At 41.6% G+C, this 26,789-nt stretch carries 27 protein-coding genes, 1 other RNA gene and 3 pseudogenes; 15 read left to right on the plus strand and 16 right to left on the minus strand.

Translation table 11 applies throughout. The features are described from left to right. Positions 1–44: 44 nt before the first annotated feature. Entirely contained in the window at positions 45–1,034 is a 990-nt protein-coding gene (gene tal, locus F973_RS02595; RefSeq protein WP_004677869.1) for a transaldolase, read from the minus strand. Between the two features lie 238 nt (positions 1,035–1,272). On the opposite strand from tal, the gene F973_RS02600 reads away from it, so the two are divergent. Then, on the plus strand, positions 1,273–2,334 hold the full coding sequence (locus tag F973_RS02600) for an RNA-guided endonuclease InsQ/TnpB family protein (RefSeq protein WP_004759854.1): 1,062 nt from the start codon (positions 1,273–1,275) through the stop codon (positions 2,332–2,334). A gap of 31 nt (positions 2,335–2,365) precedes the next feature. Here F973_RS02600 and F973_RS02605 read toward each other — a convergent pair. Beyond that, positions 2,366–2,662, minus strand: a pseudogene (locus tag F973_RS02605) (LysR family transcriptional regulator); the annotation flags it as partial. Here F973_RS02605 and F973_RS02610 point away from each other — a divergent pair. The 4 genes and pseudogenes from F973_RS02610 to F973_RS02625 form a co-directional block, all read left to right on the plus strand. Continuing rightward, positions 2,658–2,990 (plus strand): annotated as a pseudogene (locus tag F973_RS02610) (hypothetical protein); the annotation flags it as partial. The pseudogenes F973_RS02605 and F973_RS02610 sit on opposite strands and share 5 nt — an antisense overlap. 99 nt (positions 2,991–3,089) lie before the next feature. Beyond that, positions 3,090–6,551, plus strand: coding sequence for a transcription-repair coupling factor (gene mfd, locus F973_RS02615; RefSeq protein WP_004759859.1), 3,462 nt, complete (start codon positions 3,090–3,092; stop codon positions 6,549–6,551). Positions 6,552–6,744: 193 nt separating this feature from the next. Continuing rightward, positions 6,745–7,179 carry an HIT domain-containing protein gene (locus tag F973_RS02620; RefSeq protein ID WP_004759860.1) on the plus strand — a complete coding sequence of 145 codons (435 nt, stop codon included), beginning with the start codon at positions 6,745–6,747 and terminating at the stop codon, positions 7,177–7,179. 52 nt (positions 7,180–7,231) lie between these two features. Next, the gene (locus F973_RS02625; RefSeq protein ID WP_004759861.1) at positions 7,232–8,671 is read left to right on the plus strand and encodes an adenylate/guanylate cyclase domain-containing protein; all 1,440 of its coding nucleotides are present in this window, start codon (positions 7,232–7,234) and stop codon (positions 8,669–8,671) included. A gap of 63 nt (positions 8,672–8,734) precedes the next feature. Here the strand turns inward: F973_RS02625 and fdx are convergent, their stop codons facing one another. From fdx to F973_RS02665, 8 genes are all read right to left on the minus strand, one after another. After that, positions 8,735–9,073: an ISC system 2Fe-2S type ferredoxin gene (fdx, locus tag F973_RS02630; protein WP_004680966.1), complete on the minus strand. Its 339-nt coding sequence runs from the start codon at positions 9,071–9,073 to the stop codon at positions 8,735–8,737. Between the two features lie 17 nt (positions 9,074–9,090). Then, on the minus strand, positions 9,091–10,950 hold the full coding sequence (hscA, locus tag F973_RS02635) for a Fe-S protein assembly chaperone HscA (RefSeq protein WP_004759863.1): 1,860 nt from the start codon (positions 10,948–10,950) through the stop codon (positions 9,091–9,093). A gap of 38 nt (positions 10,951–10,988) precedes the next feature. After that, a complete protein-coding gene (gene hscB, locus F973_RS02640; RefSeq protein WP_004759865.1) occupies positions 10,989–11,507 on the minus strand; it encodes a Fe-S protein assembly co-chaperone HscB in 519 nt (172 codons plus the stop codon). An 83-nt stretch (positions 11,508–11,590) separates the two neighbouring features. Beyond that, the gene (iscA, locus tag F973_RS02645; RefSeq protein ID WP_004661460.1) at positions 11,591–11,911 is read right to left on the minus strand and encodes an iron-sulfur cluster assembly protein IscA; all 321 of its coding nucleotides are present in this window, start codon (positions 11,909–11,911) and stop codon (positions 11,591–11,593) included. A 31-nt stretch (positions 11,912–11,942) separates the two neighbouring features. Continuing rightward, the gene (iscU, locus tag F973_RS02650) at positions 11,943–12,329 is read right to left on the minus strand and encodes a Fe-S cluster assembly scaffold IscU (RefSeq protein WP_004639432.1); all 387 of its coding nucleotides are present in this window, start codon (positions 12,327–12,329) and stop codon (positions 11,943–11,945) included. Between the two features lie 91 nt (positions 12,330–12,420). Beyond that, positions 12,421–13,638: an IscS subfamily cysteine desulfurase gene (locus F973_RS02655; protein ID WP_004759866.1), complete on the minus strand. Its 1,218-nt coding sequence runs from the start codon at positions 13,636–13,638 to the stop codon at positions 12,421–12,423. Between the two features lies 1 nt (position 13,639). Beyond that, a complete protein-coding gene (locus F973_RS02660) occupies positions 13,640–14,113 on the minus strand; it encodes an Rrf2 family transcriptional regulator (RefSeq protein ID WP_004677860.1) in 474 nt (157 codons plus the stop codon). Positions 14,114–14,220: 107 nt separating this feature from the next. After that, a complete protein-coding gene (locus F973_RS02665) occupies positions 14,221–14,859 on the minus strand; it encodes a hypothetical protein (RefSeq protein ID WP_004680960.1) in 639 nt (212 codons plus the stop codon). A gap of 209 nt (positions 14,860–15,068) precedes the next feature. On the opposite strand from F973_RS02665, the gene F973_RS02670 reads away from it, so the two are divergent. The 3 genes from F973_RS02670 to F973_RS02680 all read left to right on the plus strand — a co-directional run bounded on the left by F973_RS02670 (position 15,069) and on the right by F973_RS02680 (position 17,973). Beyond that, a complete protein-coding gene (locus F973_RS02670; protein WP_004677856.1) occupies positions 15,069–15,524 on the plus strand; it encodes a phasin family protein in 456 nt (151 codons plus the stop codon). Positions 15,525–15,689: 165 nt separating this feature from the next. Then, positions 15,690–15,962, plus strand: a complete 273-nt coding sequence (locus F973_RS02675; protein WP_004759870.1) for an HU family DNA-binding protein — start codon at positions 15,690–15,692, stop codon at positions 15,960–15,962. Positions 15,963–16,101: 139 nt separating this feature from the next. Next, positions 16,102–17,973: a SurA N-terminal domain-containing protein gene (locus tag F973_RS02680; protein ID WP_004759871.1), complete on the plus strand. Its 1,872-nt coding sequence runs from the start codon at positions 16,102–16,104 to the stop codon at positions 17,971–17,973. A gap of 61 nt (positions 17,974–18,034) precedes the next feature. Here F973_RS02680 and F973_RS02685 read toward each other — a convergent pair whose 3' ends face one another. Continuing rightward, positions 18,035–18,898 (minus strand): YbgF trimerization domain-containing protein, encoded by an 864-nt coding sequence (locus F973_RS02685; protein ID WP_004680958.1) that lies wholly within the window; start codon positions 18,896–18,898, stop codon positions 18,035–18,037. Between the two features lie 326 nt (positions 18,899–19,224). Between F973_RS02685 and ffs the strand changes: the two genes are divergently transcribed. Then, an RNA gene (gene ffs, locus F973_RS14380) (signal recognition particle sRNA small type) lies at positions 19,225–19,321 on the plus strand. Positions 19,322–19,331: 10 nt separating this feature from the next. Here the strand turns inward: ffs and F973_RS02690 are convergent. The 4 genes from F973_RS02690 to F973_RS02705 all read right to left on the minus strand — a co-directional run bounded on the left by F973_RS02690 (position 19,332) and on the right by F973_RS02705 (position 22,179). Beyond that, positions 19,332–19,814 carry a regulatory protein RecX gene (locus F973_RS02690; RefSeq protein ID WP_004759872.1) on the minus strand — a complete coding sequence of 161 codons (483 nt, stop codon included), beginning with the start codon at positions 19,812–19,814 and terminating at the stop codon, positions 19,332–19,334. A gap of 42 nt (positions 19,815–19,856) precedes the next feature. Beyond that, positions 19,857–20,903, minus strand: a complete 1,047-nt coding sequence (gene recA, locus F973_RS02695; protein ID WP_004680956.1) for a recombinase RecA — start codon at positions 20,901–20,903, stop codon at positions 19,857–19,859. Between the two features lie 159 nt (positions 20,904–21,062). Then, on the minus strand, positions 21,063–21,491 hold the full coding sequence (locus tag F973_RS02700; protein ID WP_004677846.1) for an RNA-binding S4 domain-containing protein: 429 nt from the start codon (positions 21,489–21,491) through the stop codon (positions 21,063–21,065). Beyond that, positions 21,475–22,179, minus strand: a complete 705-nt coding sequence (locus tag F973_RS02705) for an HAD-IA family hydrolase (RefSeq protein WP_004759873.1) — start codon at positions 22,177–22,179, stop codon at positions 21,475–21,477. Before F973_RS02705 ends, F973_RS02700 begins: the two co-directional genes overlap by 17 nt. A gap of 11 nt (positions 22,180–22,190) precedes the next feature. Between F973_RS02705 and F973_RS02710 the strand changes: the two genes are divergently transcribed. Both F973_RS02710 and F973_RS02715 read left to right on the plus strand, forming a co-directional pair. Further along, a complete protein-coding gene (locus tag F973_RS02710) occupies positions 22,191–23,048 on the plus strand; it encodes a 3'(2'),5'-bisphosphate nucleotidase CysQ family protein (RefSeq protein WP_004677841.1) in 858 nt (285 codons plus the stop codon). 55 nt (positions 23,049–23,103) lie between these two features. Next, positions 23,104–23,835: a histidine phosphatase family protein gene (locus tag F973_RS02715; RefSeq protein ID WP_004759874.1), complete on the plus strand. Its 732-nt coding sequence runs from the start codon at positions 23,104–23,106 to the stop codon at positions 23,833–23,835. A 118-nt stretch (positions 23,836–23,953) separates the two neighbouring features. Here F973_RS02715 and rpsT read toward each other — a convergent pair whose 3' ends face one another. Beyond that, complete coding sequence (rpsT, locus tag F973_RS02720; RefSeq protein WP_004677838.1) at positions 23,954–24,220, minus strand: 30S ribosomal protein S20; 267 nt, start codon at positions 24,218–24,220, stop codon at positions 23,954–23,956. 211 nt (positions 24,221–24,431) lie between these two features. Here rpsT and F973_RS02725 point away from each other — a divergent pair, with 211 nt between their 5' ends. From F973_RS02725 to F973_RS02740, 4 genes and pseudogenes are all read left to right on the plus strand, one after another. Next, the gene (locus F973_RS02725) at positions 24,432–25,097 is read left to right on the plus strand and encodes a Rossmann-fold NAD(P)-binding domain-containing protein (protein WP_004759876.1); all 666 of its coding nucleotides are present in this window, start codon (positions 24,432–24,434) and stop codon (positions 25,095–25,097) included. Positions 25,098–25,109: 12 nt separating this feature from the next. Next, the gene (rraA, locus tag F973_RS02730; RefSeq protein WP_004759878.1) at positions 25,110–25,622 is read left to right on the plus strand and encodes a ribonuclease E activity regulator RraA; all 513 of its coding nucleotides are present in this window, start codon (positions 25,110–25,112) and stop codon (positions 25,620–25,622) included. A gap of 12 nt (positions 25,623–25,634) precedes the next feature. Next, the gene (locus tag F973_RS02735) at positions 25,635–26,423 is read left to right on the plus strand and encodes a glutathione S-transferase N-terminal domain-containing protein (protein WP_004759879.1); all 789 of its coding nucleotides are present in this window, start codon (positions 25,635–25,637) and stop codon (positions 26,421–26,423) included. 107 nt (positions 26,424–26,530) lie between these two features. Next, positions 26,531–26,746: pseudogene (locus tag F973_RS02740) on the plus strand (IS701 family transposase); the annotation flags it as partial. Between the last annotated feature and the right edge of the window lie 43 nt (positions 26,747–26,789).

Genomic DNA, 26,789 nt, shown 5'->3' on the forward strand with positions numbered 1-26,789 from the left:
TATAGTAACAAAAATCGGTTTTTTATAGTTGAAAAATCGACTAATTAAGGCTGGATTTCAGCATCAATACCAAATGATTGGCGTAGTAATAAACTGAGCTGGTCACGCGCCTTGATAAAGCCATCAATACCGCTTTGCAGTAACTGGAAAGCCATCAAGTCGTGTTCAAGTTCTGCCTTAAAGCTTTCTTTGCTTTGGGCAGGACGTTCAATTTTTTCTGCCTGTTGTGCTGCTTCGGTACTGAGCTGAGCTGTAACCGTTTGCTGATCCTGTTCCAGTTGCGCCAATAAATTTGGCGCAATCGTCAATAAATCACAACCTGCCAAACCTAAAACTTGCGCTGTGGTGCGGAAGCTTGCACCCATGACCTGGGTTGGAATCCCATGTTGTTTGTAGTAGTTATAGATTTTCTTAACTGACAGCACTCCAGGGTCTTTTTCAATTGGATATTGATCAACGCCCTCAGCTTTTTTATACCAGTCCAGAATACGACCAACAAATGGGGAAATCAGTGTGACTTTGGCATCAGCACAGGCTTGGGCTTGATGTAGACCAAACAACAAAGTCAGGTTACATGGAATTCCCTCAGCTTCCAGCACTTTAGCTGCTTGAATGCCTTCCCATGTTGACGCAATCTTGATCAGGATGCGTGACTGTTCAATGCCATAGCCCTGATAAAGCTTAGAGAGTTCACGTGCCTTGGCAATCGTCGCTTCGGTATCATAAGACAGTGAAGCATCTACCTCAGTTGATACACGGCCATCAATCAGCTTTAAAATTTCAACACCAAATTTCACAGTTAAAATATCAATGGTGCGTTCAATCAGTTCATCACCCTGATAATTTTCCTGTTTTGCCTGAGTATAGGCATCTTCAATCAGTTCCTTGCTTTCGGGTTGTTCAGCAGCAGCAGTGATTAGCGATGGATTGGTGGTGGCATCCAAAGGGCGAAATTTTTCAATTGCTTCCAGATCACTACTATCGGCAACCACAGTGGTTAAATTCTTTAATTGATGTAATGCAGATTCAGTCATTGCTATAGATTTCTTGCTAAACAATATTATTGGTAACTTCTGTTATAGCACAATCTGCGTGAAAGCAAAGCATGGCTTTGATTGTAGATAGAGATTTATCAAATCGAACGTAAAACCCCGTCCTTTAGGTCGGGGATATAAGCGAGTCGCGTCAGCGATACGACATGAAATGTCGTTTTTAATTAAATTATTTACTTTTTGCCATTCTATTCTTTGATTAAATTGATAAAGTAATCGTATGAAAACACTTAAATTACGCATAAAAGACAAATACAGCAAGGTGCTCGAACAGTTAGCATCTGAGGTGAACTTTGTCTGGAATTATGTCAATGATTTAAGTTTTAGACACCTAAAAAAGAAAGGTGAATTTCTCAGTGCTTACGACATTGCCAAGTATACAAAAGGCACATCCAAGGAATGTAATTTACACAGCCAAACGATTCAGGCTGTGACCGAAGAATTAGTCATACGAAGAAAGCAGTTTAAAAAATCAAAATTGAAATGGCGGGTCAGCAACAGGAAATCAGCCAAAAAATCACTTGGATGGATACCATTCAAAAAAGTTGCTGTGAAATATACAGATGGCTATATCCAGTATGGCAAGCATCAATTCAAACTATGGGATAGCTATGGCATTGGCGCATACAAGGTTAAATCGGGTTCATTTGTTGAAGATAGTCGTGGGCATTGGTATGTCTGCCTGACAGTTGAAGATCATGCCAAGTCTGTCCAGTCCAAAGGTACAACTGCGATTGGCATTGATTTAGGCTTAAAAGACCTAGCCACCTGTTCAGATGGTTATGTGGTGACAAATCCAAAGCACTATCGTAAATATGAACAGAAACTAGGTGTTGCTCAAAGAGCAAAGGATAAAAAACGTGTACGTGCATTACACACCAAGATCAAGAACTGTCGCAAAGATCATTTGCATAAAGAGAGTTCTAAGCTTGTAAAACGACATGCAATGATTGTAGTGGGAAATCTGAGTGCAGCTAAACTGGTCAAAACTAAAATGGCAAAATCTGTTTTAGATTCAGGGTTTAGTGCATTCAAAACAATGCTTCGGTATAAATGCGAGAGCGCAAAAGTATTGTTTGAAGAAGTGAGTGAGAGATTCACGACCCAAATCTGTTCGAGCTGCGGTGAGATCACCGCAAGCAGTCCGAAAGGTAGGATAGATTTGCGAATAAGAGTATGGGAATGTGAATGCGGTGCTGTCAATGATCGTGATTGCAATGCTGCCAAGAACATACTCGCGCTTGGACATAAGCGTCTAGCAGTAGGAATCCCCGTCCTTTAGGTCGGGGAGGATGTCAACTGTTTGCTTTTTATTATTTGTTATTGAGTTGGCGTTGTGTGCGGATATGCTCAATTAAGAAGCGTGCTGCTGCACCCAAGTCGCTTTCACGACTCCAGACCAAATCCACATAATATTCAAATTTGGGGGTAAAATCATAAAGTTCCATGATTTTTAATTTTTTCTTTAAGTCAGGATTTTCATTAAACATTTCCAGCGGTAAAACCCCCCAACCCAGATTCCTAACAATCATCATACAGGCGGAGTGATGATTATCAGTACGCCAGTAATCTTTGCAAAATAACAGCTCAGGTTTAATGGTATGATCTCTGCAAATCAACTATTTTGCAGCGGTTCGTTTGACATTAGGTCTGTTGCCACATTTTCTGGAAAATGGTGGAGGACATGTGATTAATATCTCGACCATGTCCACCCATGTTCCGATGTCATCTAAAACAACGATTTATAAACATATGCAAATGCGGGATACCTCTACCGCAGCAGGATGGATTGTCAAGGCAGTACAGCAAAAGTCCTATCGTATCACCAGTACCAGTGGTGCAATTGCCAATGCCTTGCTGAATACTGCACCTGCTACGGTTATGAATTTAACCCGCCCCTTATTTCGCTTGATGGACCGCCAGTTAGAGAAAAAATGAAAAGATAAATCCAGTTAGTCTTCTTCCTGGATTTATATCCACATAAAAAACATCATGCTAAACTAAGTCAATTGTCCTTTAAATTGCACGATTTTCTCTATGTTTCAACAAGAAATCTCTCAATTAAATCTACAACAATTCAAAGCAGGCGAAAAACGCTGGATTGGTTCATTGCTTGGATCATCAGCTGCATTATTATTTAAAGAAATAGCCACGCAAAGTTCCAGTCTCTATGTGATTGTTGCAAGCAATAACCAGCATCTTGCGCAATTAGAAAGTGAACTTGAATTCTATGGCATCAAGCCTACCATTTTCCCTGACTGGGAAATTTTGCCTTATGACCGTTTGTCACCGCATCAGGATATTGTGTCAGAACGTTTGGCTATTCTGTCCAATATGCCACAAAAGGGCATTTTACTGATTTCGGCAAGTACACTTGCTCAAAGGGTTGCACCATATTCATGGGTTGTGGGCGAGCACTTTGATATTAAGGTGGGACAGAAACTTGATCTGGAAGCTCAAAAAAAGCAGTTGGTACAAGCAGGCTATCGGTTGGTTGATACGGTGTATGATCATGGTGAATTTGCGGTTCGTGGCAGCATCATGGATATTTACGCCTCTGGACAAGATCAACCGATTCGGATTGACTTATTTGATGATGAAATTGAGAGTCTGAAATTCTTCGATCCAGAAACGCAGCGCACCACTGAATCCTTAAAAAACTTTACTGTTTTACCTGCTAAAGAGTTTCCATTAAAAGAGGGGCGTTCGACTTTTAGAGATCGTTATGCCGAAAGTTTTCCCACTGCCAATCCTAAGAAAAATCCAATTTATCAGGATGTCCTAGAGGGCATTGCGACCCCTGGTCTGGAATTTTACCTACCATTATTCTTTGATAAAAAGCTGATGGAAGCACAAAGCACTCTCACAACCTACTTACCAAAGAATTGCGTTGTCATTACAAATAATGAAGTTGAGGATGAACTCATCAACTTCTGGAAAGAAGTGGTTCGTCGTTATGAGGATCGTCGTCATAACATTGATCAACCGATTCTTCCTCCCGAGGAATTATTTTTAATGCCAAATCATGTGTTACAGGCATTAAATCAATTTCCACGAATTCTGGCCTCAGCAGAAGCATTTGAAGCCAAAGCAGGTGTACTCAATCTTGCTGCTGAGCAGCCACCCAAACTTGCGGTTGATCCTAAAAAGCAACAGCCTTTTGAGGCAGTGAAACATTATGTTGATCAAGCTAAACATCCTGTTTTATTGGTTGCGGAAAGTGCAGGTCGCCGTGAAACTTTAAAAGATGCTTTGCGGGCGGTATTAGGTGAAATTCAAACCGTAGAGAGTTTTGCCCAGTTCCAGAAAGATCAGCTACAGGTTGCCATTACCAGCGCGCCTTTAGATCGGGGCTTGTTGCTAACGAATCAACTTTCAGTCATTTCTGAAAATCAGCTCTATGAACATCGTGTGGTACAACGTCGCCGTAAACGTCAACAGGAAGTGTCGGAAGAATTCTTGATACGTAGTCTGACGGAACTGAGTATTGGCGCACCTGTGGTACATATTGATCATGGTGTTGGACGTTATGCAGGCTTGACGACGCTGGAAATTGATCAGCAGGATCACGAATTCTTACAGCTTGACTATGCTGATGGTGCAAAAGTTTATGTGCCTGTGACCAATTTACACCTGATTAGCCGTTATAGTGGCGGTGATCCCGATCTTGCACCTTTGCATAAATTAGGTACGGATACATGGAGCAAGGCCAAGCGTAAAGCACTGGAACAAATCCATGATGTTGCGGCTGAGTTGCTGCATATACAGGCACGTCGTCAGTCCAAGCCAGGCTTTGCATTTGAAATGGACCATAGCGCTTATATGCAATTTGCCAGTGGCTTTGCTTATGAGGAAACACTTGACCAAGCCAATGCGATTGAAGCGACCCTACATGATATGCAACTGGCCAAGCCAATGGATCGTCTAGTCTGTGGTGATGTGGGCTTTGGTAAAACAGAGGTGGCGATGCGTGCCGCCTTTGTCGCTGTGCAAAATGGTAAACAGGTTGCCGTACTGGTTCCAACCACGCTATTGGCACAACAACATTATGAATCGTTTAAAGACCGTTTTGCTGATACGGCCGTTCGTATTGAAGTATTGTCCCGTTTTGGCACTAATAAAACTCATCTCAAAATTATTGAGGATTTGGCTGAGGGCAAAGTGGATATCGTGGTGGGAACACACAAGATTCTTCAGGAAAATATTCAGTTTAAAAACCTTGGTTTAATGATTGTAGATGAAGAACATCGTTTTGGGGTTCGGGATAAAGAACGGATTAAAGCCTTACGTGCCGATGTGGATATGTTGACTTTAACCGCAACTCCAATTCCCCGTACCTTGAATATGGCATTCTCTGGAATGCGGGATTTATCGATTATTGCGACACCGCCTGCACGGCGTTTGGCAGTGAAAACCTTTGTACAGGAACATACGAATGACTCGATTAAAGAAGCAATTTTACGTGAATTGCTGCGTGGTGGTCAGGTCTATTTGCTGCATAATGAAGTGGAAACCATTGAAAGGGCAGCAGAAACGATTCGTAATTTAGTCCCAGAAGCACGTGTTGCAGTTGCACATGGACAAATGCGCGAACGTGAACTGGAACAGGTGATGCAGCAGTTCTACCATAAAGATTACAACGTTCTGGTGTGTTCAACTATTATTGAAACAGGAATTGATGTTCCAAATGCCAATACCATTATCATTGAACGTGCCGACAAACTGGGCCTGGCGCAATTACATCAGCTACGCGGACGTGTAGGGCGCTCACATCATCAGGCTTATGCATATTTGATGGTACCGTCATTAAAAGCCTTAAAAGGTGATGCAGAAAAACGTCTGGATGCCATTCAGCGTGCTTCAACTTTGGGTGCCGGTTTTATGCTGGCAACTGAAGATCTGGAAATCCGTGGCGCAGGTGAGTTACTGGGTGAACAGCAAAGTGGTTCAATGCAGGCAATTGGTTATAGTCTGTATATGGAAATGCTGGAAAAAGCCACCAAAGCTATTCAGAAAGGCAAGGCACCGAACTTCGATGCGCCATTGTCATTGACGGCTGAAATCAACCTGCACATGCCAGCCCTGATTCCAGATGATTATCTGGGGGATGTACATCAACGTTTATTATTTTATAAACGTATCAGTAATACCGATACTCAGGAGAAACTCGATAACATCCGTATGGAGTTGATTGACCGTTTTGGTATTCCGCCACAGCCTGTAAAGCAACTGTTTAGTGTGCACCAGATTCGTTTAGGGGCAGAGCAACTGGGCATTACCAAAGTGGATATCAATAGCAATGGTGGCTACATTGAATTTTCGCCCGATACACCTGTGCAGGCGATCAGCATTATTCAGCTTATGCAGAAAAATCCGAGCTACTACCGTATGGAAGGTGGGCAGCGCTTGAAAGTGATGGTGCAACTGGCTGAATATGACAAACGTATCCAGTTTATCGTTGAGCTACTGAATAAATTGCTGGGTGAATTGCATAGTTAGTTGAAAAATGGATTGATGTTTAATTAAGCGAATATAGGTTTGTCGGTGAAAAATAACCATTTTTTGATCGGATGTTGCGCCAATAAATGAGGAAAATCATTGTTATTTGTAATCAAACAGGTGACTAATAATATTCACATCAAAACTGATGTGATAGTATTGATCATCATTATTCTGCATCATTTATAAAGATATGTTTAGTTTGCATCCACAACTTGCTCAAGATACATTTTTTGTAGGCGACTTCCCGCTTTCAACATGTCGTTTAATGAATGATATGCAATTTCCTTGGTTGATCCTTGTACCACGTGTGCCAGGCATTACAGAACTATATGAACTCAGCCAGGCAGATCAGGAACAGTTTCTACGTGAGTCAAGCTGGTTATCCAGCCAGCTCGCCCGTGTATTTCGTGCGGATAAGATGAATGTTGCCGCTCTAGGAAATGTGGTTCCACAACTGCATTTTCACCATGTCGTGCGCTATCAGAATGATGTGGCATGGCCTAAACCTGTATGGGGTACACCAGCTGTGCCTTATAGCAATGATGTATTGGCACATATGCGCCAGACCTTAATGCTTGCATTGCGTGGTCAGGGTGACATGCCATTTGACTGGCGCATGGACTGAGCCAGAAAGAAAATAGAATAAAAGTCGTATTCTATAATAATAGGAGGATGGAGTGCCACTAGATAGGTTAATTGATAAAGAGCCTAGACAGTTCGCTTACTTTCATCGATTGATGGGATATTCGATCTTGTCGCTGATTTTGGTCATCTATACTTTTACTTCTACCAGTGCTAGCTATCAACTCTATATCCTCCCTTTGTTATTGGTCTATTTTCTGTTCTGTCCTAAACTGGAAAAGTGGCTGCAATATAAATATGACAAAACCATTGAAAAGAATGTTGTCTTTGCCTGTGAAGCCATCATTGTTGCCATTGTTCTTGCGGGCCTGCATTTAAGTCTTGTCCCTACGTTTACCATTTTATTTGCCTTATTGTATGTTGGTCTAAATAACAAGATTTCCCTGCCAATTGGCTGCCTGATTGGGCTGATTGGTGTGGTGGTTTTTTATTTCTGTACTTTTTTTATCTTTAATGCCGAAGAATACTTTGAGCCAACCAATCCTGAACTGACCGTTGTGAGCTTGCTTGGTCTGATGATGTTTATTGTGATTGGTAACTACTATCAGCATCGTCGTCTCAATATTCTGGGACAGCAACGCCAGCATTATCATAATCAAATGACGCGCTATATTGCGTTTGCCAACCAGCTCAGTCGTTATGCGCCACTTCAGTTGTGGCAATCGATTATGCGGGGTGAGGCTGAGGCAAAAATTGAATATAAACGTAAAAAATTAACGGTTTTCTTCTCAGACATTCAAGGTTTTACCGAACTCTCAGAAACACTTATTCCAGATGATCTGGCTTTCCTGCTCAATGATTATCTCAGCCACATGACTGAAATTGCCAAGCAGTATGAGGCAACCGTGGATAAGTTTATGGGAGATGCGATTCTCATCTTCTTCGGTGATCCAAATTCTCAGGGTGTTGAACAAGATGCGAAGTCTTGTGTAGAAATGGCGATCGCAATGCGTCAGCAAATGAAATTGTTACGTGAGCGTTGGAAGAAAATGGGCTATCCAGCCTTGCACATTCGAATGGGTATTAGTACGGGTTATTGTCACGTTGGGAACTATGGGGCTTCACACCGTATGGCCTATACCATTGTGGGACGTGATGTAAACTTGGCAGCGCGTTTGCAGTCTGCGGCTGAAGTGGATGAAATCCTGATTGCGGATGACACACATCAGCTGATTAAAAATGAATTTCTATGTGTGCCTAAAGTACCAATCTACTTAAAAGGCATTCAGGGGCCCGTAAAAACTTGGCAGGTGATGGAAAAATTCACTGGCAAGAAATCAGATACCCAAAAATGGTTTGATTTTGAATATAAGGGTTTTCATTTGGTACTTAATTTAGAGGAAGTACAAAATTATGAATATCCTGAACTGGTTGAAATTCTGGAAAAGATGATAGACCGAATTAAAAAGCAGCAGAAAATTACCAATGCACAGGGAATTCCAAAACTGACGTTGGATGATGAGATTAGACAATAATCCAGATTTATTCTTGAATAAAAAAACTCCTCTAATAAAGAGGAGTTTTTTTATGGATAAAGCTTAGTGATTTTCCGAAGCATGATTAATCGTATATTTCGGAATTTCAATTTCTAAGTCTTCATCAACGATCTCAACCTGACATGACAGGCGAGAGTCAGGCTCTAAACCCCATGCACGATCAAGTAGATCTGCTTCAACATCGTTCATTTCTTCAAGGCTATCGAATCCTTTACGAACAATCACGTGGCAAGTCGTACATGCTGCAGACATGTCGCAAGCATGTTCAATTTTAATGCCTTGTTTTAATAAACTTTGGCATAAATTGGCATTTTGTTCGACTTCAAATTCTGCACCTTCTGGGCAAATTTGTGCATGAGGAAGAACTTTAATACGTGGCATATTGATCACCTATACCTTTAGTTTGAGTTTGACCAATCTTCAAGTTTTGTACCTTTTAAGGCATGGTCAATATGTCGATTCATACGAAGTGCTGCAAACGCATCGCTGTGAATTTTAAGTTGTTGAACAGCATGTTCAATCGTTGCAAGCTCATCGGTTTTAAGGCGAGCTTTTAACGCTTCAGCGGCAAGAATTAAATCTCGAGCTTGTTGCTGCGAGAGTAAATCCGTATCTGCTTTTAACGCTTGTTCGAGTGCTTCCAACTCACGTTGTGCTTCCACTTTTGTTTCTTGCAGATGGCGCAATTGTTTGTCTTCTTCAGCATGTTGGAAACCTTCAACCAAGAGGCGTTCAGTATCCGCTGCAGATAGACCATAAGATGGTTTGATATCAATTTGCGCTTGAACACCAGAAGTGGTTTCTTTCGCAGATACTGTCAGTAAGCCATCCGCATCAACTTGGAAGGTCACTTCAATACGTGCTTGACCCGCAGTCATTGGTGGGATGCCATGTAAAACAAAGCGACCCAATGAACGACAATGCTCGACTAAATCACGTTCACCTTGTACCACATGAATCAACATCGCGGTTTGGCCATCTTGATAAGTGGTAAATTCTTGACGGCGTGCGACTGGAATTGCGGTATTTCTTGAAATTAACCGTTCAACCAATCCTCCCATGGTTTCTAGACCAAGAGAAAGTGGCGTGACATCAAGTAATAATGAACCATCTTGACTGTTGCCAATGAGCTGGTTGGCGGTAATAGATGCGCCAATTGCAACGACTTCATCAGGATTGATCGTACAGAGTGGTTCACGTTCAAATAATTCGCGTACAGCTTTTTGTACGGCATATGAACGTGTTGAACCACCTACTAAAACCACATGTTCGATTTCATCGAGTTCAAGTTTAGCATCACGCAGTACACGTTTACATACACTCATGGTTTTATCGAGTGCAACTTGAATAATCGATTCAAAGGTCGGACGATCTAAAGTGAGACGATCATCCAGTAATTTTAATTCAGCAGCTTCATGATCTGTTAAGTATTCTTTGGCTTGACGCGCTGCCACAATAAAAACAGCATATTCTTCATCGCTTAAAGTTTCGATATTAAGCTGTTTTTTTGCCCATTTTACGATTAAGCGGTCAAGGTCATCACCACCAAGCGCGGTATGTCCACCAGTCGCAAGAACTTCAAAAACACCTTGTGAGAAACGTAGGATGGAGACGTCAAAAGTACCGCCCCCTAAATCGTAAATCACATAATTACGGTCTGTACTGAGATTGGTATCTTGGTCTAATCCATAGGCAACCGCGGCAGCCGTTGGTTCATTCAACAAACGTAAAACATTCAAACCTGCAAGTTGAGCAGCATCACGTGTCGCTTGGCGTTGTGCTTCATCAAAATATGCTGGAACAGTGATCACTGCACCGTTGATAGGGTTGTTGAGGCTTGCTTCGGCACGATCTTTTAACTGCTTTAAAATGTCTGCAGAAATTTCGACAGGCGTTTTACGACCAGCAGCAGTTTGAAATGCTGGCATCTCATTTTCTGCACCAACAAGTGTATACGGATGCTGAAATTTGATATCTGCTTGCGAGCGACCCATAAAACGTTTTACTGAAACAACAGTATTTTTGGGGTCAGTCATCATAAACGGCTTGGCTTCATAACCAAACGTCGTTGAATCTTTTGCGTAATGAACAATCGACGGTAGTAATACACGATCTTTGTCATCTTGCAGAACTTTCGGTTTTCCCGATAGCACTGTCGCCACTAAAGAGTGGGTTGTCCCTAAGTCAATGCCGATCGCAATACGATGTTGATGCGGAGCAGTAGATTGACCTGGTTCAGCAATTTGCAAAAGTGCCATGCGTGCGGTATCCCTTGAAAATATTTGGTAACAGCGGATTAAAAATCATCATCGAGATCGAAGCCATCTTCTTCGTCCAACATACGATCTTCAGCTTTATCAATATCATTCATGACACGTTGAAAAAAACGTAGTTTACGAACGGTATCACGAGCCTCAGCCCAATCTTCTTCAGCAAAATCAATTTTAAATTCACGAACTAACCCGTCAATCCATTGCTGAACTTCAACTTTTAAGGTACTAAGCTGCTCGCTAGAGGTGGCTTCGTCAAGCTGTTCACGCATTTCGAGTGCAGATTGTAAAAATTCAAAATCGCTAATGGACTGATCCAAGTGATGATCTTGTTTTTTTAAGCCAAGTAAATACGCCGCACGACTATCAACTTGTGAGAGTACTTTATACGCTTGATTGATTTCACTCGACTTGATCAATGCTTGATCTTTGTCAGTGGCTTTATCGGGATGATATTGCTGTTGCAAACTTAAAAATTGTTTTTTTAAAGCTGCTAAATCTATATCGAGTGCTTCTGGTAATTGGAACAACTCAAAATGATTCATGGGAGATGAATTCCGCTATTAATAAATACGTTAAAACAGTGCGGAACACACTGTTTTGACGAAAAGAAAGAGGGTGTTGCTAGTTAGACGGTAAATGATTCACCGCAACCACATTCACCTTTTTGGTTAGGGTTGTTAAATTCAAAGCCTTCATTCAAACCATTTTTCACATAATCCATCTCTAAACCATTGAGATAAACCAGGCTTTTCGGGTCTACAAAGACTTTAACGCCGAGTTGTTCAAATACTTGGTCGTGTGTGTCGATGTCATCGACAAACTCAAGTACATAAGCCAATCCAGAACAACCCGAAGTTTTCACACCAATACGAATGCCTTCACCCTTACCTCGGTTTTGCAGGTAATTGCTGATGTGAGTCGCAGCATTTTCAGTTAAATGGATCATGAAAACTCCAATGTGTTACGCCGTTAAACTATTAAGCTTTCGCTTTTTTGCCACGATAATCTTCAATCGCAGCTTTAATCGCATCTTCAGCCAAGACAGAGCAGTGTACTTTTACTGGTGGAAGTGCAAGTTCAGTCGCGATATCAATGTTTTTGATCGCTTGAGCTTCATCAAGCGTTTTACCTTTTAACCATTCGGTTACCAGTGAACTTGATGCGATTGCAGAACCACAGCCATAAGTCTTGAAGCGAGCTTCTTCAATTACGCCATTGTCATCGACTTGAATTTGTAAACGCATCACGTCGCCACATGCAGGTGCACCGACCATACCTGTACCTACGTTTTCTGCATTTTTGTCTAATACACCAACATTACGAGGGTTTTCGTAATGATCAATTACCTTTTCGCTATAAGCCATGTCGCTTCTCCAAACCTCGGGGTCAGCCTAATATTAATATGAGGGTTAAAACATACTTTTCAATGAAGTGCTCAATAGAGCACCTTATAAATTAGTGTTCAGCCCATTCAACTGTTGAAAGGTCAATCCCTTCTTTGTACATATCCCAAAGCGGAGAAAGTTCACGTAATTTCTCAACAGCAGCTTTGGTAATTGTTAACACGTAATCAATATCTGCCTCAGTGGTGTATTTACCAAAACTGAAACGGATTGAGCTGTGTGCCAACTCGTCAGATAAACCTAAGGCACGCAATACGTATGATGGTTCTAAAGTTGCAGATGTACATGCTGAACCACTTGAAACGGCAGCATCTTTTAATGCCATCATCAGTGACTCGCCTTCAACGAAGTTGAAGCTGACATTTAGATAGTTTGCAACGTTCTCAGTCGGATGACCATTCAAGAACACTTGCTCAAGGTCTTGGAAGCCATTCCAAAGTTTGTCACGTAGGTGGCGAAGACGCTCTTGTTCTGCTTGCATGGTTTTCCCAGCAATTTCAAAAGCTTCACCCATACCTACAATTTGATGAGTTGCTAAAGTACCAGAACGCATACCGCGCTCATGACCACCACCATGCATTTGTGCTTTTAAGCGAACACGTGGGCTACGGCGGACAAATAGAGCACCGATTCCTTTAGGGCCATAAATTTTATGACCAGAGAAGCTCATTAAATCAATTTTCATGGTTGAAAGATCGATTTCGACTTTACCAGCGGCTTGTGCAGCATCAACGTGTAAGAATGTTTTATTCGCACGTGTTAACTCGCCAATAGCTGCTACGTCAGTAATGGTGCCGATTTCATTGTTCACCATCATCAGCGAAACAAGAATGGTATCTGGACGTAAAGCCGCTTTCACCATTTCAGGCGTAATTAAACCTGTACGTGGTTCAGGTTCTAAATAAGTAATTTCAAAACCTTGTTCTTCTAGCTCGCGGCAAGTATCTAACACAGCTTTGTGTTCGATTTTACTAGTAATGATGTGTTTGCCTTTTGAACCGTAGAATTGGGCAATTCCTTTAAGTGCCAGGTTGTCAGATTCGGTTGCACCAGAAGTCCAGACGATTTCACGAGGATCAGCCTTGATCAGATTGGCCACTTGCTCACGGGCATATTCAACTTTTTCTTCAGCCTGCCAGCCATAAGCATGTGAACGTGAGGCAGGGTTACCAAAAGTCCCTTCGAAAGTTAAGCATTCCATCATGCGTTCTGCAACTTCAGGCAGAACAGGAGTGGTGGCTGCATAATCAAGATAAATTGGGCGTTTCATGTCAAATACCTGTAACCGATAGAAAGGCTGAATCGAGACTTACTGAATTCTGGCGAATGGCAACAGTTTGAACGTTGTCACGGGAAATCAGGTCAGCAAGATTGATTTTTGCAAGATAATCGGCAATATGGTGGGAGAGTTCTTGCCATAAGTCATGCGTTAAGCACATTGCACCATTTTGGCAGTTGCCTTTGTGGTCACAACGAGTCGCATCGACCGTTTCATTTACAGCTTCAATAATTTCTAGTACGGTGATTTCACTGGCATGTCGTGCAAGGTGATAACCACCATTTGCACCACGAACACTTGAAACTAACCCGTGACGCTTAAGTTTTGCAAATAACTGTTCCAAATAAGCGACTGAAATGGATTGGCGAGCTGCTATTTCCGCAAGCGTGATTGTTTGTTCAGTTGGCTGCAAAGCTAAATCAAGTAGAGCAGTCACTGCGTAACGACCACGAGTTGTAAGACGCATAATTCGATACACATGATTAGACTAGATGACTAAATTTTATGAATTCCGACTAAAATAGTCAAGTTTTAAATCGTCATTATGCGTGTGAAAAGTAAAATATTATGAAATTATTGTATCCACATATTATAAACAAAAAAGGCAATAAAAATAAAGCTCAATACAGCAAAGCCAATATTGATCAGGCGCTGGCGTTTTTGCATGCGGTGAATACGGTTCTGGTATTGTTTTGCTTCAACCAGCAAAGTGTTGATTTCAGAACGTTGCTGGTCAATTTTATCAAGCAGTGGGGTAATGCGCTGTTGGGAAGCAACGGCTTCCGCATCATTCTCAAAGTGGTTGAACCATTCACGCCAGTTGACCAAAATTCTGGACAGGGTGAGGTGCTGTAATACATCGGTCAGGTCTGTTGTAAGTTCGGGCTTACCCATAATCCGCATATTGTATAGACTTTGCTGATTGCTAAAGATGAAAATTTTAATTAGGTCAATCAGTGTGGTGTTGATCTCGACATCAATTGTACGATCATTGGCGGCAAGGTCGAATAAAATGCCTTTTTCAGTGAACTGAATGTAAAAATCAAAGAAAGGGATGTAGCTGTTTATCCTGATCGTGGTTTTTTTCTGGATCAGTTTCTGTGCCTGTAAGCGCAGGGTGGCATCGTGGGTTAAAATAAAGGAAAAAAAAGTCTCTAAAGCAATCAATGTCACATTTAGCCATAAATGTTTGGATTTTGAGCTTTCGTTCATTGATTGATTTTTCCTTACCAATATCGCTATAAAACAACAAGACTTGTAAGCCTGATCATCCTTACTCAATTATTAAAAATAATTTACAGGTCTTTGTTGCTTTGTAGAACAGTTTTATAAAACGATCAAGTCTTAATTTTGATATTATAAAATCATTTTTATGGTTAAATACCACATACTGTTTGTAAAGTGCTTGGGAGCAATGGTCAATGGATAACTCGAACATAGAAAATCCGAATGAAGAAGCTGAGGTAAAAACTAAGCCAAAATCAAAGAGTTCGAAGAAATCTGCACTCGATTTCAAAAAGTATACACAACAAATCTGGCTGGCAGGTTTGGGAGCTTTTTCACGCGCCGAAGAAGAGGGAAATAAATTATTTGACTCTCTGGTCAAGGTGGGTGAAGAGCTAGAATCCAAGACTGTAGATTTTGCTGATAACACCGTTGGAAAAGTGACTGAGAAAGCCAAAGAGTCGGTGACTGACACCAAAGACAAGGTGGAAAAAATTCTGGATACAGGTGTGAATCATTCGTTGAATCGTATTGGTCTAGTCACTCCAAAAGATCTCCAGCATATCGAGCAACTTTTAGTTCAGCTACATATTAAAGTAGATGCATTGATTGAAGAAAATAATCAATTAAAGAGTAAATTGAATAAAAAGTAAAAAATATAGGCACTCGTCTGTTTATGTGGTTTTTGAGTATTTATTTTTGCTAAAAGGTCTTTCTGGTATTGCGTTCTCCCCTAAAGCATTGCTATAAAGGCGGCATGGCCTTTTAAACTATAGCCTTGGATCTTAACAAACGATATTAAGAGGATGTTTTTTATCATGAATAAATCAGAATTAATTGATGCGATTGCTGAAAAAGGGGGAGTATCTAAGTCGGATGCTGGTAAGGCACTCGATGCAACAATTGCATCAATCACTGAAGCGCTTAAAAACGGTGACACTGTTACTTTAGTTGGTTTTGGTACTTTTAGCGTTAAAGAACGTGCTGCACGTACTGGTCGCAATCCTAAAACGGGTGAAGAGCTTCAAATTAAAGCAAGCAAAGTGCCTAGCTTTAAACCAGGTAAGGGTTTGAAAGATTCAGTTGCGTAATCTTTTTAAATCAATAAACGCACCGTTTCGGGTGCGTTTTTTATTTATTGAATGAAAAATTCGCTTTGAGCCGTATTCTGCATTCATTCGCTTTGTTTTTTCAGTTAAAATTGCCCCGAAATAAAATATTGGAATTCTTATGGAATCGTTTCGTACAGTCATTAAGGGTTGGCTTGGCAAAGTCCTGTTAGTTTTGTTTTTGACCCCTTTGGCACTTGTAGGTATTGAAGGATATTTTAGTGGTAGCAATAAGGCAGACGTTGCGAAATCGGTTAACGGTCAGGATATTTCTAATAAAGAATTAGAAAGTGCAACCAAAAATTATAAAGATCAATATTTATCATTGGTTAAGGGTGATGAATCACTGCTCAACCTGCCTGTGATTCAGCAAAAGGCACTGGATGCGCTGGTTGCGCGTAGCTTGCTTTTGCAGCAGGCCGAAAAACTCGGTATTTCTTTAAGCGATGTACAGCTTGAGCAAATGTTGGCTCAACAGCCGAGTTTTCAGGAAAATGGCAAGTTTTCCCAGCAGCTCTATGAAAATTACCTGCGTTCAGTGGGCATGACCAATCAGGGGTTGATTGCCAGCCTACGTCAGGACCATGCCTTGAAAATGATTTCAACCACCTTGATGGATTATGCATTGGTGAGTCAGTCAGACCTACAGCAATTGGCTAACTTGCAGACAGAACAGCGTACCCTGCATTTGGCAAGCATCAAGCTGGATGATTATAAAAAGGGTGTAACTGCTTCCAGTCAGGAAATCACAGATTACTACAACAAGCATAAAAATGAATTCAAGCAGCTTGCAAGTGTTGATGTAGATTATGTGGTTTTAAGCCCAGCATTACTTCCTGCGACCAATCTTGCAGTAACAGATGCCGATTTACAGCAAGCTTATAAAGCATTTGTTGAAAAACAGCAAAAAGATGTAAAACGTCAAGTTAAACATATTTTGATCACCACGGATGCCCGTGATGATGCTGCGGCTCAAAAGCTTGCCAATGAGGTCTATGCAAAAATTCAGGCAGGCATGACATTTGCTGATGCCGCTGCTCAGTTTTCTGATGATCCAGGCTCTAAAACTCAGGGCGGTTTGGTGGCGACCTATGCACCAGGTGTTTTCTCAACTGATTTTGACAATGCAGTCAATGCATTAAAGAATGGTGAAATTTCAAAACCTGTTAAAACCCAATATGGTTATCACATTATTGAAGCAAATTCTCCAATGGTGAAATTGCCGTCGTTTGAATCAGAAAAGGTACGTTTAACTGCTGAAGTTGAGAAAACCAAACTGGCGAATCTATTCAGTGATACGGTCAATAGCCTGAATGAAATGGTAGTTGGTAGTGATTCTCTGGATGCGGTTGCACAGGAAGTAAAAGGTGCTCGTGTTGAATCTGTTAAGGGTGTAACCTTAACCACTGATAACCCATATTTGAGCGATTTGAATGTTAAGGCCAAATTGTTTAATGATGATGTGAAGAATGGTGATCGTAACGCATCTTCAAATATTCAGTTGGCAAATGGCGATACCATCTGGATTAAGGTTCGTGACTATCATCCAGCAGGGATCAAGCCATTGGCACAGGCCACAGCAGAAGTAAAGGCGAAAGTGGTTGAAGAGAAAGCCTATAAGGCTGCTCAGGCAAAAATTGCCAGCATCCTTGCTGATTTTAAAACCCAACCTGCGGCGCAGGTGGTTGCAAAATCACAGGTAACTTTTGAAGATGCAGGTACATATGCACGTTCTCAGGGCTTAAAGCGTGCGATTGAGCGTGCAGCATTTAGTATCCCAGCACCGAGCAAAGAGGGTATGTGGTCTGCTACAACAGCTAAACTGCCAAATGAACTGGTGATTGTTGCTGTTTCCAATGTGAACACCAGTATTGCGAGTGAGTTGCCACCAGAACAAATGCATGAGTTGAGCAAACTCTATCAACAGTTCCGTGGTCAACAGATTTTGGAAGACTATACTGAATATTTAAAATCCAAGGCGAAGATCAAATGAGTTTGTTCTAAGCATAAAAAGCCAGTTTTCATCAACTGGCTTTTTTATTGGAAGAGGTTGGTTATTTTTTTTGAATAAATTTCGCTTCCTCAGATTGAGGATACTTGTTAAGCAACTTGGCCTTATACTGGTTTGCCAAGGCTGTATTTTTATCTACATCTTTTGCAATGCTATACAGCTGATAAACTGCACGTGAAGCTTTTGCAGAGTTAGGATAGCGTGTGGCAACAATATTGTAATTCTGCTTGGCTGCCTTATAGTCCACAGGCTCAACAGCTAAATAGAACTCAGCCAGCCAAAAATAGGCATTGCCCACATAAATACCATTCGGGTGGTTTTTAATAAAGTTTTGCATTGGCTCAATTGCCTTTTTAGCGCCACCTTGTTTATATGCATCTAATGCAACCGTATAAGCTGCTTTTTCGAGTTCAATCTGGTTATTGGTGGTGTTTGTTGTTGCCGTATTTGTCTGTGGCTGCACAGCAGCACGTGCCTGTGTCTGGGCTGGAGGTTTAGGTGTCACATCCGCTACTGGAGGCGGGGTGGGTGTTATTGGGGTTGCTGTCCGCTCTGTTCCAGCCTGAGCGGTATCTGTAGCACCATTTTCTTCGGTATTTTCTTCTGGTGGATCAATTTTCTGTGAAAGTAGCTCCAGACGCTGGTCTAAATCTGTATAGCGGTTTGCAAGCTCTTTCTTGAGTTGTTCAATCGCATTGTCATGTTCTTCTAACTGGCCGCGTAATTTACGAATTTCTTCTTCAAGTTTTTGATTCTTTTGCATGATTTCCCAGTTTAAACTTGGAGAACCTGCAACGACGTTATTGGCTTGCTGTTGGCTTAGGGCACGAGATTCAATCGGGACATTGGCATATAAATGCGTACTGCTGAGTAGCGCAATAAAAAGTATAGAATGCTTTTTTAGCATGAAAATTCATCCATAAAGTTGAAAAACAAAGCTGTGGGCGAACAAGTCTTCATTTTTTACTTGCAACACACCGAATACACGTTTTTGATTTAGCCATTAAAACAGCAACTCGTGTAAATGCAATAAGCATTTACAATCTTCAAGCACTTTTGAAGAGAATTAGAGGGCTGTTGTTTAATGTTTATACAGCTTTTAAGTCGGTTATAAAGATATAGTGGCAGTATTGATGAGGAATTAGGCAGTTGAATTAAAAACTTACTGAAAAACATAGACAAGTCTTGCAACTCAGGTAAAAATCTCTATACTTTGTCAGGCAATGGTAGCCCTACTGGTAGCTTCGCAATTGTACTCTACGAACCCCGCCAGGACCGGAAGGTAGCAACGGTAGTAGAACTATGATGTGCCGAAGTCATGCTGGTAGGGTTGCCACCAATCACTCTTCTTCGCTCGTTCGGGCAACTGCTTTAATAATTACATCCATATCAAAGCCACGGTATTGTAAAAAACGAATTTGTTTTGCCTTTGTTTTTGGATCCTTGGTTACAGCCTCTCCAAATTTTTTAACCTTGAGCTGATACGCCTGTTCATACCAGTCAATATCTTGAAGTTCTTCGGTAATCAATTCAGTATCGAGCTGCTTGGCCTTTAATGTCTGTTTGATGCGTTGTAAGCCTTTTCCCTTGCGAATTTGGCTGGCCAAAGTCTGTTCGGCAACGCGTTGGTCACTCTGATAGTTTTGCTCAGCTAATTCCTCCACCAGATTTGCCACCTCATCAGGATGAATTGCATATTGATTGAGTTTTGTGATTAACTCCGCTTGTGAGTAGTCACGGCGGGTCAATAGGGCAAAGGCATAAGAACGTAGTCTCTGACCTGTCAGGGTTTTGGGCTTTTCAGTTTTTTCCGAATTCAACATATTTTCCTCATGAAACAAAAACGCCCCGTAGGGCGTTCTAGCTTAGTTTTCTAACAAGTCTGGTTCTTCTGCATCTTCAGTTTGTGCGGCTTCATTATTGTTTTTGGTGAGAAGTTGCTCACGAATAAGCTTTTCAATTTCCTGAGCCATTTGTGGGTTTTCTTCAAAATGACGAATCACGTTATTTTTACCCTGACCAATTTTGTTGCCTTGATAAGAGTACCATGCACCCGCCTTTTGTACGATTTCCTGCTGTACCGCAAGGTCTACAAGTTCACCGAGTTGGTTGGTGCCTTTGCCATACATAATCTGGAACACTGCTTCACGGAAAGGAGGCGCCATTTTGTTCTTCACAACCTTAACCCTGGTTTCAGAACCCACAATTTCATCGCCTTCCTTAACCTGTCCAATACGGCGAATGTCCAGACGTACAGAGGCATAGAACTTAAGTGCGTTACCACCAGTTGTGGTTTCAGGGCTACCGAACATTACACCAATCTTCATACGAATCTGGTTAATGAAGATCACCATACAGTTGGAGCGTTTTGCATTACCCGTGATTTTACGTAATGCCTGACTCATCAAGCGTGCCTGCAAGCCCATATGTGAGTCACCCATTTCGCCTTCAATTTCAGCTTTAGGGGTTAACGCCGCAACAGAGTCGACAACGATTAAGTCAATTGCACCTGAACGAACCAGCATGTCGGCAATTTCCAACGCCTGTTCACCATGGTCTGGTTGTGATACCAGCAGGTTGTCAATATCCACGCCTAATTTACGCGCATACTGCGGGTCTAGGGCATGTTCCGCATCAATAAAGGCACAGGTGCCACCATTTTTTTGACACTGTGCAATCGCCTGTAATGTCATGGTGGTTTTACCTGAAGATTCAGGACCATAAATCTCAATGATACGGCCTTTTGGTAATCCGCCAATGCCGAGTGCGATATCCAGTGTTAAAGAACCTGTGGAAACAGCCTCAACTGCCTGTACTGTATTGTCACCGAGGCGCATCACCGTATTTTTACCAAACTGTTTCTCAATCTGGCTTAATGCAGCTTGTAACGCCTTGTTTTTATTATCATCCATCTCAAAACCTCAAAACTTTATCTTCTTAACGACTAACCCAAGTGGATGTATTGAATCTCAACTTGTTGGGACTTGGGTATAGTGGCAGATTCTCATTGTTTATTCTACATCTGATCCGTGTCTGTACGACACAAGATGACGCATCCATTATTGTAAAAATTACTCGTCATGGTAAGACCAAGATTGAGCATTTTCATGTTTAAAACGATTGATATCACGACGGTCTTTTTTACTTGGTCGGTGATCTGGTCGGGCTAGATTATGCATTTTTCGCTGTGAGGCATGCAACTCCCGACGTTCAATACTTTCTGCTGTTTCTTCATAAAGCTGCTGGGCAATTGGTGCACCACCACGAACCGCAGAAAGAGCCTTGATGATTACGGTTTTTTTCTCAAAACCCTGCTGGATGGTGAGTTCCATACCAATGCGCACGTCTTTGGATACCTTGACGCGTTCATTCTGGTGATGGACTTTACCGCCCTCTATGGCAGCCTTGGCAAGGGAGCGTGTCTTAAAAAAACGCGCTGCCCAAAGCCATTTATCAATGCGCATGGCATCCATGCTTGCTGGTTCATGCTGTTTTTGCATCTGTATCCTGTAGTTTAATTTCAAGATAATCGACAAGTTCAGTGAGATGGTCGAGTGCAGGGTAAGGAAGTTCTGTTGCCGCTCTTGCAGGCTTTGCACTTGAGGGCTGTAGAATACTGAATAGTTGAGCGATGCCAAAGTCTTCTGCGCTTTCGAGTACCGCAACGGTGTCATCCACAAAAACAGCCTGGGCTGGATTAAAGGGATGCAGTTGTTGCAGCTTTTGCCAAAATGCAACTTGCTCCTTGGCATGTCCCAGTTCCTCACTGCTGACCATTACTTCAAAATAGGGGCTTAACTCGATATTTTCAAGTTTAAGCTGTAGCCCCGCGCGGTCAGCATTGGTCAGTAACCAGCAGCGATAGCCCCGATTTTTGAGTTGTTGTAAAAGTTGATGACAACCTATACGGGCACGAATTTTTTCCCGATGTTCGTATTGGAGTTGTAATACATCAACACCAACTTTCGCCGTCCAGTACGCCGAAGAATACCAAGATAGTGTATGCTTATGCTGTTGGTAGAACTGAAACAGGGTTTGTTGGCTCTGTTGCAGACTGCATTGATGGACCTGGGCATGTCGCTCTGGCAAACAATGATTCCAGATGAAATCGTCAAAGGCTAAATCAAGTAAAGTGCCATCCATATCAAAGAATATGATGGGTTGCTGCTGTAAATCTGAATATGACATAAGGTTGATCTATGTTTATTAAAACGCTTGCCCCACAGGACCAGTTGATTTCGCAACTTGTGCCAATCATGGCGCAGGCAAGTCAAATATTGCTGGAAGAATACCAAAGTTATTGTGCAGGTTGCGAGTTTAATATTCAGGAAAAAAGTGATGATTCACCTGTGACACAGGCTGACCTCAAGATAAACCGTTTTCTATTGAAGCACTTGGCGGAAATAACCCCAGATTTGCCTGTGTTGTCAGAAGAAAGTGATTATTCTGCCCGAGCTGCATGGCAACGTTGCTGGATGCTTGATCCTCTTGATGGAACCAAGGAGTTTATTCATGAACGTGATGAATTTACCATCAACCTGAGCCTGATTGAAAACAGTCAAACTACTTTCGCGATTATTGCGGTGCCGTGTGAACAGGTGATGTATATCGGTTATACCTCACAGCAGCCTTATAAATACAGTTTTAGCCGCCAGCAATGGTCGCAGTACCAGATTGAACAACATGTGGCTGAAGCAGCAATTCAAATTGGCCTGAGTCATCATAGTAAGAATCCAAAGTACAAAAACTTTATTGAACAGATTTTGCGGTATCGTGAGGTTATTCGTCGTGAGGCGGGTAGTGCCTATAAATTCTGTATGATGCTGGAGGGAGAGATTGATATCTATCCACGCTTTCATCCAACCTCTGAATGGGATACCAGTTCAGGACAGGCCTTTCTGGAAAGTATTGGTGGTGGTTTGATGACGCTGGATGGCAAGCCATTTCAGTACAACCAGCGTGAGACTGTGCTGAACAAGGGTTTTATCGCCTTTAGAGATCAGGATTGCAAAAAAATTGCTTATGATGCCTTGAGTCATTCAGGCATTTTAGATTGAGAGTTGAGCAGCTCATGGTATAGTGGGCTAAATTCTTATCTTTTATAATTGTAATATGGCCCTGCATTTATTGCCAAAAAGTATGTTTGAAGCAATTGATTTACTTCCCAATGCTTCAACCCCAGTGACTTTATTTACCCGCCACTCGCTGCGTGAGCTGGTAAATGGTCAGGGCTTGGCAAGCTATGATCTACAGTTGACTGAACAGGGGCGGGAGCTTGCCTATGCATGGGGGCAGTATTTAATTCAGAATACAGATCGGGCCATTCAGCACTGTATTTCAAGCCCAATCCAGCGTTGCGTGGATACCGCCGCATTGATGATAGAGGGTGCGGATCGCACCCATAAAGTGGTTAATACCCATACCATTGAAATTGTTGAACAGCGTTTGCTGGTTGAACCAGGCAGCTTTGTACTGGATATTCAGCAGGCTGCGCCCTATTTTCGTAAACAGGGTGCCTTGGGCTTCATCAATAGTTTTGTCAATAATGCCTTGCCTGGCATGAAGCATCCGATTACAGGTGTATTTGACGTTCTGGAACTGCTTTACCACACCCATCCAACCCAACATAATGGTTTAAGTTTGGCGGTGAGTCACGACACCATTCTTGCTGCGATTGTTGCTGTTATTTCAGGTAACAAACAAATTGAACAGTCCGATTGGCCTGACATGATGGAGGGGCTGTTTGTCTGGTTTGAGGGAGAGGATTTTAGCAATAGTAAGCTAAAATGGATTTGGCGTGGTCAAAAGCATGAACTGGTCATTAAAGATTTTCAGAATAAATAAGACTTTTGAAAAGTATGATTTAATTGTGCAATTTAAAATTAAAAAACTACTAACGTTGCATTAGTAAATTGAAGATAATAAAAAAGCCCGAAAATCGGGCTTTTTTACATGCATCAAATTAGTTAGCTAAAGCTTTAATTTGAGCGTTTAAGCGGCTCTTGTGACGAGCAGCTTTATTTTTGTGGATGATGCCTTTATCAGCCATACGGTCGATTACAGGAACAGCTTTTTTGTAAGCTTCTGTAGCAACACCATAATCACCAGCAGCGATTGCATTTACTGTACGTTTGATGTAAGTACGAACCATAGAACGCAAGCTTGCGTTGTGTTTACGTGCTTTAACGTTTTGACGAGCACGTTTTTTAGCTTGAGCAGAGTTTGCCACTCGTGCACTCCTTGAAAATAAGTTGGTCTGGGCGGGCTGAAGTTTAAACCAACAAAATTGGAAACATTCACCAGCCCGTAAACAAGTGCCATATTTTGAGGAAACTACGCCGTGAAGTCAAGCCTTGTAATGTGTTTAACTACATTTAACGGGTGATAATCTTGCAAGAAAACGTTACATTAACCCTAGTTATAACTTGAGTGATATAAAAATGAAAAGAGGTGATAAAAAAGCAATTGTGATTGGTGCAACGGGTCTGGTTGGCCAGGCCTTGGTGGAACGGTTGCAACAATCAGATGATTTTAGTTCAATCACTGTTGTGGTGAGAAAAAAATCAGATATATTAAAATATTATAGTAAAGTAAAACAGCTTATTCTGGAAGATTTTCTTTTGTTGAATGATCAGGACGTCAGTTCACATACCCATGCGTTTAGCTGCTTGGGAAGCACCATTAAACAGGCGGGTTCAAAAGAAAAATTTTATGCAATTGATTATGAAATCAATGCACACTTTGCTGATCTGGTTCAGGATAAAAATATTCATTTATTGGTCGTCAGCGCCTTGGGAGCGAATGCTAAATCGCTAATTTTCTACAATAAGGTAAAGGGCGAACTGGAACAATATCTCAAAAGCCTCTCAATTTATAAACTTTCAATTTTCCAGCCTTCATTGTTGATTGGTAAGCGCAGTGAAGTAAGGGTGTTGGAAGATATGGCTCAGACCGTATATAAACTGGTCGAAAAAGCCTGGACCAAGCCGTTTAAAATTAAGCCTGTATCAGCTGAACAATTGGCGCATACTATGCTGGTCGCAGCCCAGACCCAAACAGCTGCATTTAAGCTGTATGATAATTTGAGTATACAACAAACCCAATAATGGAGAACTTCAGTGGCAACAATCCCTTTTGTAACCTGTGACCTGTTAGATGATAATCCTGAGAAAGACCTGCAAGTGGTCACGCCAAGCCTGGATGGAAAATTCTTTAAAAGTTATGGTGCGCGTAAAACTTTTGGTGGGCAGGTTGTAACAGTCAAGTGTTTTGAAGATAACTCACGTGTAAAAGAGCTATTGGCAACTGACGGTACAGGCAAGGTGCTGGTTGTGGATGGTGGGGCTTCCATGCGTTGCGCGCTAATGGGCGATTTGATTGCTGAATCAGCTGTGAAGAATCATTGGAATGGTGTGGTGATTTATGGCTGTGTGCGTGATGTTGACGCGATTGCTGAACTGGATTTAGGGGTTCATGCATTGGCTGCAATTCCACAAAAAAGTAACCGTAAAGGCATAGGTGAAGTTGATATTACCTTGTATTTTGGTGGAGTAACAATCAGTTCTGGTGATTATATCTATGCGGATAATAACGGAATTGTGATTGCTAAAGAAAAGTTAGTCGACTGTTAAAAGGATCGCGATATGCTGAAAATGGTGAATCATCAAATTAAGGTTTTACAATCTGTTGCCGCAAGCCTGATTGAGGGGGGGCGGGGTGTGATGGGGACACCACGACCTAAGCAGCCAGCAAAACCTTTAAAGTTGTATGAATTTGAGGGTTCACCATTTTGCCGCCGTGTTCGAGAGGTCATTACCTTGCTGAATCTGGATGTGGAAATTTATCCATGTCCTAAAGGTGGGAAGAAGTATCGCCAAATTGTAAAAGATAAAGGTGGAAAAAAACAGTTTCCATTTTTAATTGATGAAAATACAGGGGCTCAACTTTATGAGTCACAAGAGATTATTCATTATCTATTCAAGCATTATGGTAAAACAGGGCAAACTCCTAGGAAATTCAGCCACTATCCAAAGCTTCCGTATATTTCGGCTTTGGCTTCAGTTGCCAATGTGGGTCGTGGTATCTGGATTGACCAGCAGATTATAGATCGTCCCGCTCCAGAAAAGTTATTAGAGTTGTGGAGCTTTGAGGCAAGTCCTTATACACGTTTAGTGCGTGAAGTTTTAACCGAATTAGAACTCCCTTATGTACTACATAATGTACCAAAAGAACGCTGGCAAGATATGGGACCTGCGGTTTTACGTTTGAAACCAGGCCACTATATTCCACTGCCTAATGGTAAGCGTGAAAAAGTGGTTGAAGTCATGGGGCGTGATATTCAGGTGCCATATCTGGTTGATCCAAACACAGGCGTGAAGATGTTTGAGTCAGCCAAGATTGTTGAGTACCTGAAAAAGCAGTACGGAAAATAAATTAGGACTTACGCATTGACGGATTCAAAAAAGTATTCAACTAGTTTATAAAGTATCTGTGATCAGACGAACTAAACATGTTTCTACAGCAACTTGTACATTACCCATTTGAGAAGTTTCAGGTAAGACGATCTAAACTGATTTTGAATCATATTTTTTCAGCCTTGATGGCCTACGTGGAGATACAAAAGAACCAGTTTGAGCAGATCTTTGAAAATGTATATCGTTGGCAGAAGAAATTATTTAGACCAATGATCAAAAACTTCATTGATGACTTTATTCTCGATAAAAATCATCTGCTACCACAGAAAGTCTATAAATAACAGTGCGTAAGTCCTATATATTTATAAGGGTCTAGACTAGAGC

The organism is Acinetobacter sp. CIP 102129, from assembly GCF_000368305.1.
GTDB classification, from domain to species: Bacteria; Pseudomonadota; Gammaproteobacteria; order Pseudomonadales; family Moraxellaceae; genus Acinetobacter; species Acinetobacter parvus.

Bases quoted from the DNA above. Each gene is read 5' to 3' on its own strand.
- tal (WP_004677869.1), bottom strand. From the start codon at position 1,034: ATGACTGAATCTGCATTACATCAATTAAAGAATTTAACCACTGTGGTT.
- F973_RS02600 (WP_004759854.1), top strand. From the start codon at position 1,273: ATGAAAACACTTAAATTACGCATAAAAGACAAATACAGCAAGGTGCTC.
- mfd (WP_004759859.1), top strand. From the start codon at position 3,090: ATGTTTCAACAAGAAATCTCTCAATTAAATCTACAACAATTCAAAGCA.
- F973_RS02620 (WP_004759860.1), top strand. From the start codon at position 6,745: ATGTTTAGTTTGCATCCACAACTTGCTCAAGATACATTTTTTGTAGGC.
- fdx (WP_004680966.1), bottom strand. From the start codon at position 9,073: ATGCCACGTATTAAAGTTCTTCCTCATGCACAAATTTGCCCAGAAGGT.
- hscA (WP_004759863.1), bottom strand. From the start codon at position 10,950: ATGGCACTTTTGCAAATTGCTGAACCAGGTCAATCTACTGCTCCGCAT.
- hscB (WP_004759865.1), bottom strand. From the start codon at position 11,507: ATGAATCATTTTGAGTTGTTCCAATTACCAGAAGCACTCGATATAGAT.
- iscA (WP_004661460.1), bottom strand. From the start codon at position 11,911: ATGATCCATTTAACTGAAAATGCTGCGACTCACATCAGCAATTACCTG.
- iscU (WP_004639432.1), bottom strand. From the start codon at position 12,329: ATGGCTTATAGCGAAAAGGTAATTGATCATTACGAAAACCCTCGTAAT.
- F973_RS02655 (WP_004759866.1), bottom strand. From the start codon at position 13,638: ATGAAACGCCCAATTTATCTTGATTATGCAGCCACCACTCCTGTTCTG.
- F973_RS02660 (WP_004677860.1), bottom strand. From the start codon at position 14,113: ATGCGTCTTACAACTCGTGGTCGTTACGCAGTGACTGCTCTACTTGAT.
- F973_RS02665 (WP_004680960.1), bottom strand. From the start codon at position 14,859: ATGAACGAAAGCTCAAAATCCAAACATTTATGGCTAAATGTGACATTG.
- F973_RS02670 (WP_004677856.1), top strand. From the start codon at position 15,069: ATGGATAACTCGAACATAGAAAATCCGAATGAAGAAGCTGAGGTAAAA.
- F973_RS02675 (WP_004759870.1), top strand. From the start codon at position 15,690: ATGAATAAATCAGAATTAATTGATGCGATTGCTGAAAAAGGGGGAGTA.
- F973_RS02680 (WP_004759871.1), top strand. From the start codon at position 16,102: ATGGAATCGTTTCGTACAGTCATTAAGGGTTGGCTTGGCAAAGTCCTG.
- F973_RS02685 (WP_004680958.1), bottom strand. From the start codon at position 18,898: ATGCTAAAAAAGCATTCTATACTTTTTATTGCGCTACTCAGCAGTACG.
- F973_RS02690 (WP_004759872.1), bottom strand. From the start codon at position 19,814: ATGTTGAATTCGGAAAAAACTGAAAAGCCCAAAACCCTGACAGGTCAG.
- recA (WP_004680956.1), bottom strand. From the start codon at position 20,903: ATGGATGATAATAAAAACAAGGCGTTACAAGCTGCATTAAGCCAGATT.
- F973_RS02700 (WP_004677846.1), bottom strand. From the start codon at position 21,491: ATGCAAAAACAGCATGAACCAGCAAGCATGGATGCCATGCGCATTGAT.
- F973_RS02705 (WP_004759873.1), bottom strand. From the start codon at position 22,179: ATGTCATATTCAGATTTACAGCAGCAACCCATCATATTCTTTGATATG.
- F973_RS02710 (WP_004677841.1), top strand. From the start codon at position 22,191: ATGTTTATTAAAACGCTTGCCCCACAGGACCAGTTGATTTCGCAACTT.
- F973_RS02715 (WP_004759874.1), top strand. From the start codon at position 23,104: ATGGCCCTGCATTTATTGCCAAAAAGTATGTTTGAAGCAATTGATTTA.
- F973_RS02725 (WP_004759876.1), top strand. From the start codon at position 24,432: ATGAAAAGAGGTGATAAAAAAGCAATTGTGATTGGTGCAACGGGTCTG.
- F973_RS02735 (WP_004759879.1), top strand. From the start codon at position 25,635: ATGCTGAAAATGGTGAATCATCAAATTAAGGTTTTACAATCTGTTGCC.